The sequence below is a fragment of the Cohnella sp. genome (genome assembly GCF_041640265.1).
Classification (GTDB): Bacteria; Bacillota; Bacilli; order Paenibacillales; family Paenibacillaceae; genus Cohnella.
The window spans coordinates 34,056-41,965 of sequence record NZ_JBEQAP010000049.1; the positions used below are offsets into that span (position 1 = coordinate 34,056).

Here is a 7,910-nt window from a genome sequence, read left to right on the forward strand (position 1 = left end):
TTTTTTTATCGATTCCGGAAGCTCTGGGGTGTGCAGTCATAATACTCCTTAAATATATGAATAAAATACTGCGTCTTCTGATAGCCAACCTCCTTGGCGATATCGGCCACTTTCTTATTCGTAGACGTCAGCAGTCGGGCCGCGTTCTCCATCCTAGTCCGTGTAATATAGGAGGATAGACTTTCTCCGGTTTCTTTCTTATACAAGCGGGATAGATAAACCGGGTGAAGATAGACGTGTTCGCCGATACGAGTGAGAGACACATCTTCCTGAAGGTGGCGTTCGATAAATTCATGTATTTGCCGGATGATATGACTTCGACCAGGCGTATTGTCATGCAGTGATCGTTTGAACTGCTCGATAAGCGCCAAGGCCCATTCTTTGATTTGATCCTTGGATTGAAAATAAAAAGAATCCCGAAGCAATGAGGGGTTACCGATCATTTCCGCAAACGAATCCCCTTGTTTATGGGCAATATAGGAGAAGTTGCTGAACAAGTAATAGACTACCTCTATGAGATGCTGTTGCGTCCGGAATGGAGGCATATCCAACTCTTCGAGGATGAGCTCGAGTTTATTAGTGACATCTTCCCAACGACCCGATTCCATTAACTCTGATATCGTAGGGGATTGATGAAGCCGCGTTAAAGGTTTCAGCCCCTCATCTCCATCTGTCTCGTTCATCGTAATGACAATCCCGCTGCGCGTGCCGATTGATCGCCAGAATACGTTTAGTGCTTGCTGGTACTGACGATGAAGCTCATTCCGGAAGGGGAAAGGACGCGTAATCAGAATGGAAACGGTTCGTTTCATATAAATTTGCACGGCTTGCTGAAGAGCAGCTATTCGTTTATGAAGCTCCGGTTGTTCAACGTTTGTATCGAGCGGAAGCATAATAATGACAAAACGATGCGAATCCTTGCATGACCAAAGAGAGGGCATCTCCTTGATCTTTCCGAAAATAATCTCCTCCGCTATATTCAGAAGAGCATAACTGAAAAGCTCGAAATCCTCACGTTTTATATATTCGGTTCCCGTTTCGATTCTGATTAAGGCCAGCATACAGCTTTGATCCGGCACGAGCGGCAGATGGAGGGTTCTCAGCTGCCGATCCAGGTCCTCGAATGAGTATCTTTTGCCGAGTAATAAATCGTGAAGCAAATGCTCACGCATGCGGGTAATCCCAAGCTTCATCAACTCGCTTGCAGTCGAGAGATTTTCCTTGTGCAGCTTTTCATTCTCGATTAGAGTGAAAACTTTCTTCAAGCACGTCGATACTTCCTCTTGTGTGACGGGCTTCAGTAAATAATCAACGGCGCCTTGCTGCAATGCTTTCTTGGCATACTCAAATTCGGAATACCCGGATAACATTATGACCTTTATATCCGGGTACTGGCGTCGCAGCGACGTGAGCAGCTCCAGCCCGCTAATCTCGGGCATTCGGATGTCCGTTATGACAAGCGCGACAGGTATCTCTCCTGCAATATCGAGCGCTTCCTCCGCGGAGCTTGCTCGATATACACCGGTTATCCCGAAGCTTGACCATACGATCTCATCTGCCAAGTAATCGAGTACATAATCCTCGTCGTCAACTAGTAAGACGTTCATTGGAAAACCTCCAGCTCTTTAGACGATAGTTGAATAGTCACCCGAAGGCCCCCCCATTCGTTGATTGAGAAAGACAAGCCGGAATGGCTTCCGAAGCGGTGGACTAACCGATTATGCACATTCCACAATCCGCAGCCCATTTCATCCGTTATCGCAAGGTTATTTCGGACGCGCTCCCTCAGCGATTGTAACTCCTCATCGGATAAGCCGGCGCCGTCATCATCTACGTGGATAGAGTATTGATTATCTATTATTGTCCCTCTAATTAGAATGTACCCAGAATCCCGTTTTTCCTCCAAGCCATGAATGACCGCATTCTCCACAATCGGCTGCAGAAGCAAGGTAGGGACGGGGAGAGTGAGCATGGCTGCAGGTATTTCGATTTTGTATGTCAACCGTTTATTACGCAGCGACTGCACCTCAAGATAGCTCTCAATTAGGTGGATTTCATCTTCCAACGTCGTTTTCGTTCCTGGTTTGCGCGTGATATAGCGATAGAATTCCGACAAATTTTTGGCCATTGAGACGACAGCCGTAGGTGATTTATTCGCCATGCTTACGATGTAAAATAAGCAGTTATATAGAAAATGAGGGTTGATTTGCGACTGCAGATGTTTATATTCCGCTTCTCTCGTGCGAACCTTCTCTTCGTATACATTCTCGATCAAGGATTGAATACGGGAGGCCATATCGTTGAACCGCTCAAATAAATAATCGAATTCGGTGTTTGATTTTACTAATGCTCTGCTGGCATAATCACCTGCACCCAAGCTTTCGATTTTACGTACCAAATAGCCAAAAGGCATGCGGAAATGGCGGAAAAACAAATAGGATATCATGATTCCCGCAATAAACAGAAAGAGCAGGCTGCCATTTACGAGCCAATTTACCTTCTGGAGCGGACTGAGAAACTCGTCCAATTGGATATAGCTGACTACCGTACCTCCGAATGAAGGAATACTTATCGACTGGACCATATACTCTACGCCTTCCATCTTCAGAACGGTAAGTCGGGGGTGGTCTGAAGGATTACTGTCAAACACTTTCTCTTCAAGAAGTCGCGGAAATAGCTTCACTTCTTCGTCTTCATTACTCCCAATCAGTTCGGCTCCGGGATAATAATAGAGAGATTTACCGTTACCGGATGCATCAAGCCCCCGTAAGACCGAACGTAAATAATCGCTCGAAATAGTCATCTCAACTATCGCAACAGTATTACTCAAATCCGGTTTAACAAGCGATGGGTAAGTAAACAACAAGTGAAAGGCAAGCTTCCCTTGTACATTGCTGATAAACCAACGATTTTTAGGCCTTCTAATGAGCTCTTCGTAATTGAACTCGGTTGTTCCCGCAGTTGATATTACCTCCCGTATGGATGGCCAATACACCGTTAAATTGTGAATGAGCGGTTCAGCTTGACTTTGCAGGGTTAGCTTCTCTTCGACGGTTTTCCGAATCAACAGATGATCCAAATATTCGGGAAATTCAAGCGAGCTGGCATAGGACTTGATTGTGGAATCGTTTACAAGAAGAACCGTCTGTCTTTCGAGCTGTCGAAGCGATTGCTCCAGCTGCTGCATCGAAAATTCCAGTTGCCTCGAAGCTGAATTCTCGAGCGTTTCTCTTACGACGTTCTCGCTCGTGTGATTCGCATAGGCAAATAACAAAGTAGCCGGAATGAGCAATGCCGCCAGCATCACGAGAAGCTTTTGAAATATTTTATATTTTATCATGATGGTCACCGCCTAAGTCTGAATATATGAAAGAGGTTATGAGAGGGGATATAGATGTTAAGACCTTATCATAGGTCAGCTCAAAACCTGTTGATATAATAGTAGCAGAAGTTAAACGTTGTGTAATTGGTACTTACAGAGAGGGGATTTACGTATGAAAAGCGGGCTTGGAGAGATAGTCGTACAACCTGCCAGAGTTAAAGAGGTTTCAAAATGGCGAAGAGGTTTGAAAAAAACATGGCCTCTGCACATGATGATCTTACCGGCAACGATCATTGCCATCGTGTTTCACTATTTGCCTATTCTCGGCCTCGTTATGGCCTTTCAAGATTATAAGCCTTGGCTCGGTTTTCTGAAATCGGACTGGGTTGGTCTGAAGCATTTCGAGTCGTTATTTATGTTCGAGGATTCGGTTCAAGTCATCTGGAACACATTGATTATCTCAGTGTTAAAGATCGTTTGCGGATTGTTTGTGCCGATTGTGATTGCCTTGCTGTTGAATGAGCTTCGCAAAGAAGGGATCAAACGCAGTATCCAAACGCTCGTCTATCTTCCGCACTTTCTATCGTGGGTTATTCTCGGAGGTATTCTAATCGATTTATTATCGGTTAAGGGAGGGATTGTCAATCGGATGCTTGTCGATTGGTTCGGTATGCAGCCGATCTTCTTCCTCGGAGATGGAGACTGGTTCCGATTCGTTATCGTTGTCAGCGATATATGGAAGGAATTCGGATTCGCTATGATTATTTATCTAGCCGCAATTGCCGGCGTGAATCCGGCATTGTACGAGGCAGCCGAAGTGGATGGTGCAACCCGGATGCAGCAGACGATTCACGTGACGTTGCCGGTTATGCTGCCGATTATCGTCGTAGTGGCCACGCTGCAGCTCGGTAATGTGCTCAATGCCGGGTTCGACCAAATTTTTAACCTCTATAATCCTCTCGTTTACGACAAAGGAGATGTCATCGATACCTTCGTCTACCGGTCGGCTATGCTGAAAGGAGATTTCAGCTTTGCAACGGCAGTCGGGATGTTCAAATCGATCATTAGTTTTGTCCTGATTATCGTATCGTATCGGATGGCGTACAGATTCGGAAACTATCGGATTTTCTAAAGAAAGAGGAGGCTGGAGAGTCTTGTATCATAAAACGACTGGTTATAAAGTGTTCAATATGTTCAATCATATTTTCCTGATTTCCGTATCATTGCTCTGCTTGCTGCCTCTGTTGCATGTGCTTGCGGTTTCCTTCAGCGGGAAGTCAGCGGCAACCGCTAATATCGTTAATCTATGGCCGGTGGATTTTACATTGGAATCGTATAAGAAGACGATCGATAATCCCGCTTTTATAAGAGCGATCTTATATTCCTTATACCGTACCATTCTCGGTACTGCTATCGGCATGGCTGTCATTATCCTTTCGGGATATGCGTTGTCCAAACGTTATACAGAGTTCAAAAGCCGGAACGTTTACATGTGGTTTTTCGTGTTTACGATGTTGTTCTCCGGCGGATTGGTTCCGGGCTATATTCTGATTACGAATCTTCATCTCATCGACACGATCTGGGCGCTCGTACTGCCGATGGCATTAAGCGTCTATAATATGATACTTCTCATGAACTTTTTCCGTACGATTCCAGTTGAGCTCGAGGAGGCCGCGCTTATTGACGGAGCGGGACTATTCCGGATATTGTTAAGTATTCACTTGCCGGTTTCGATGCCCGCGCTAGCGACGATTACGCTGTTTACGCTCGTAACTCATTGGAATTCTTGGTTCGATGGCCTGATTTACATGATGGATACGAAGAACTATCCGCTGGCAACCTTCCTGCAAACCGTCGTCGTGCAGCAGGATTTCAGCAAGATAAGCATCAATCCTCAAGATATGGAAAACCTATCGCAACGGACGGTTAAATCGGCGCAAATCTTTATCGGAGCGCTGCCTGTACTCATTATTTATCCGTTTCTGCAGAAATACTTCGTTAAGGGCATTGTTCTTGGGGCAGTGAAAGAATAGATAAGGAGTTGAACAAACGTGGCAACATTCGATCTGCCTGCCGCAGCGTTTCGCTGCAGCACGGATACCCATATGGAGGTAATCGGAGTGAATGGGTTTCGGATGGAAACCTCATCGCAAGGGGGAGGCGTACATCTGGATGCCAGGGGTTATGAAGCTAGCATCTGGACGGACTATGAATTTGTGGTTGCGGACGTGTATCATGAGTCGCATGACGTTCTGGTCGTACTATTCTCGTTCCATGATGAAGCAAACCGATCGATCACCGTCCATTTAGGTATATTACCGCGTGTAACGACGAGAATCTGCGTTCCTTTGACTGCCCTGAGAGGAGAAAAGCTATTTCTCGACCGGTTTCCAGGAATTATGCAGACCGTTATACGGGGAGATGTATATGTAGATCGGAACCTTATCACCCGGTTCGACATCTCGACCATTCCTTCGGTCGCTTCTAGAAGCTTGGTAATATCCGGACTATCCCTAAGTCGGTCCGTTCCGCAATTCCAGTACGAATCGATGCCATATATCGATGAGCTTGGACAGTTGGCAGGGAAGGATTGGAAGGGGAAAACGAATAACCCTGAACAACTCGATCGTGCTTTAACTCAGGAGTGGCAGCGTTCGCAGGAAGGCGATGCGAGGTGGCTGGATCACGGCCGTTATGGCGGGTGGAAGAAGCTGCAATTTGGCTCGTCTGGCTTTTTCCGGACAGAACATGACGGGAAGCGGTGGTGGTTCGTCGATCCCGAAGGCTACGCCCTGTTCAGTACGGGGATGGATTGCATTCATCCTTCCGATAGTATGAGGGTCACGGGAATGGAGCATTTGATTCCGCCGCTTCCGGATAAAAACGGGCCATTTCGGGATGCATGGATACACGAGGGATACAGCTTTGCGATTGCCAACCTGATCCGTGTATTCGGAGAGGAATGGCGGGAGAGATGGGCCGATTTGACGGAGCATCGAATGAAGGAGTGGGGGATGAATACGATTGGCAACTGGTCCAGTCCCGATTATATCCGGCAATCCGAACTCCCGTATGTGTATCCGATGGATGGCTTCCCTGGTACGGAGCAGACAATATACCGGGATTTCCCGGACGTATTCAATCTGGAATACGAACTTAATGCCGAGGAATTCTCCAAACAGTTGATTCCGATGCAGTCAGATCGGAGGCTGATCGGTTACTTTATGCGGAACGAGCCTCATTGGGCGTTTGTCGATGGTTTGAATTTGATGGAGCAGATGCTGCAATCGCCCATACGTTTAGCAAGCAAAGTGCAATTTGTCGTAGGGTTGATTCAAAAGTATGAAACTGTTGACTGCTTGAACGCCGCTTGGGCGAGCGAATATGAACGGTTCGAGGATTTGTACGAGGCGGCCTCTTCTGATTGGTCGGATAATCTTAGCCGAAAAGAGGATTTCGCCGCCTTTAACCGTGTGCTTATTCGACGGTACGTGGAAGTGCCGGCCAGGTATTGCAAACAAGCGGACCCCAACCATTTGAATCTAGGAATGCGTTACGCATGGGTAGGCAGCGACGACATCCTGGAAGGATGTGAGGCATTCGATGTGTTCTCCGTTAATTGTTATCAATTTGAGCCGGATCGTGAGTTCACTCAGCATATTAGCCAACGATTGAATAAGCCAGTCATGATCGGCGAATTCCATTTCGGCGCTGCCGATGTCGGCATGCTGGCCTACGGTATTCGCGCGGTAGCCAGTCAGGAAGACCGCGGACGAGCGTACCGGTACTTTGTCGAGCAAGCGGCTTCCCTACCGGAGCTGATTGGCGTTCATTATTTTCAGCTGAACGATCAACCTGTATTGGGACGTTTCGATGGTGAGAATTATCAAATAGGGGTCGTTGATGTGTGTCAACAGCCTTACCGTCCGTTTATTGAGGCAATGAAGCAGACTCATGAACGGATGTATGGTATCCGCGTCGGAGAGGTTCAGCCGTACGAGGACTGCCCGGATGAAATACCGAAAACGGGGTTTTGATCAAAAGGGGCAAGATAAATGGCAGTGCCGAATCCAATGGGTTCGGCGTTTTTTTTTCTACGACGGCATAATCAGCGAACAACTGCTCTATCCCACCAGATCTTTTAGATTTTGCAGGAATAACATAGGGTTGCGGTTAACCGTTGCGTTGGACACTACCAAATAATTGTTTGCCCCATTATTCGCTCGCTGTATTCTGCCGGCACGTTCCACCATGTCGCAAAATGAGCCTGTCGATTAATAGTTCATAACTTCGGAAACCTGCGGGAGACAAAATGTATACGAAAAATCATACAAAATGAGCGGCACATACATCGAATCAGTCGATTCTATGCGAAATTTCATACAAAATACGCAATTTGGGCCCGAATTCTGTAAATATATCCGAAAAATCATATACATTCTATGCATGTGTATGTTTACGTGGTAGCGTCAAGAAGTTTGTGTAGTAGGTTTATCCATCGGGACGATGGATCGTTAGGTTGTAAATGTTACACTGGAGGGCAAAGCCCAAGCGAATGCGCGGGATGAGTAAAGTTCTAGGAATTTAT

The 7,910-nt window shown here is 46.5% G+C and carries 5 protein-coding genes; 3 read left to right on the top strand and 2 right to left on the bottom strand.

Annotated features, from left to right (window positions below; translation table 11 throughout):
* Positions 1-5: 5 nt before the first annotated feature.
* Together ACESLK_RS24430 and ACESLK_RS24435 are read right to left on the bottom strand one after the other, a co-directional pair.
* Positions 6-1,607, bottom strand: a complete 1,602-nt coding sequence (locus ACESLK_RS24430; RefSeq protein ID WP_373232333.1) for a response regulator — start codon at positions 1,605-1,607, stop codon at positions 6-8.
* Complete coding sequence (locus ACESLK_RS24435; protein WP_373232334.1) at positions 1,604-3,340, bottom strand: sensor histidine kinase; 1,737 nt, start codon at positions 3,338-3,340, stop codon at positions 1,604-1,606. Before ACESLK_RS24435 ends, ACESLK_RS24430 begins: the two co-directional genes overlap by 4 nt.
* 154 nt (positions 3,341-3,494) lie before the next feature.
* Here ACESLK_RS24435 and ACESLK_RS24440 point away from each other — a divergent pair, with 154 nt between their 5' ends.
* Genes ACESLK_RS24440 through ACESLK_RS24450 form a run of 3 tightly spaced genes read left to right on the top strand, consistent with a single transcriptional unit; the run spans position 3,495 to position 7,359 of the window.
* Positions 3,495-4,454 carry an ABC transporter permease gene (locus ACESLK_RS24440; protein WP_373232335.1) on the top strand — a complete coding sequence of 320 codons (960 nt, stop codon included), beginning with the start codon at positions 3,495-3,497 and terminating at the stop codon, positions 4,452-4,454.
* A gap of 22 nt (positions 4,455-4,476) precedes the next feature.
* Positions 4,477-5,355, top strand: coding sequence for a carbohydrate ABC transporter permease (locus ACESLK_RS24445; protein WP_373232336.1), 879 nt, complete (start codon positions 4,477-4,479; stop codon positions 5,353-5,355).
* 18 nt (positions 5,356-5,373) lie between these two features.
* Entirely contained in the window at positions 5,374-7,359 is a 1,986-nt protein-coding gene (locus ACESLK_RS24450; RefSeq protein WP_373232337.1) for a glycoside hydrolase 5 family protein, read from the top strand.
* Positions 7,360-7,910: the final 551 nt, after the last annotated feature.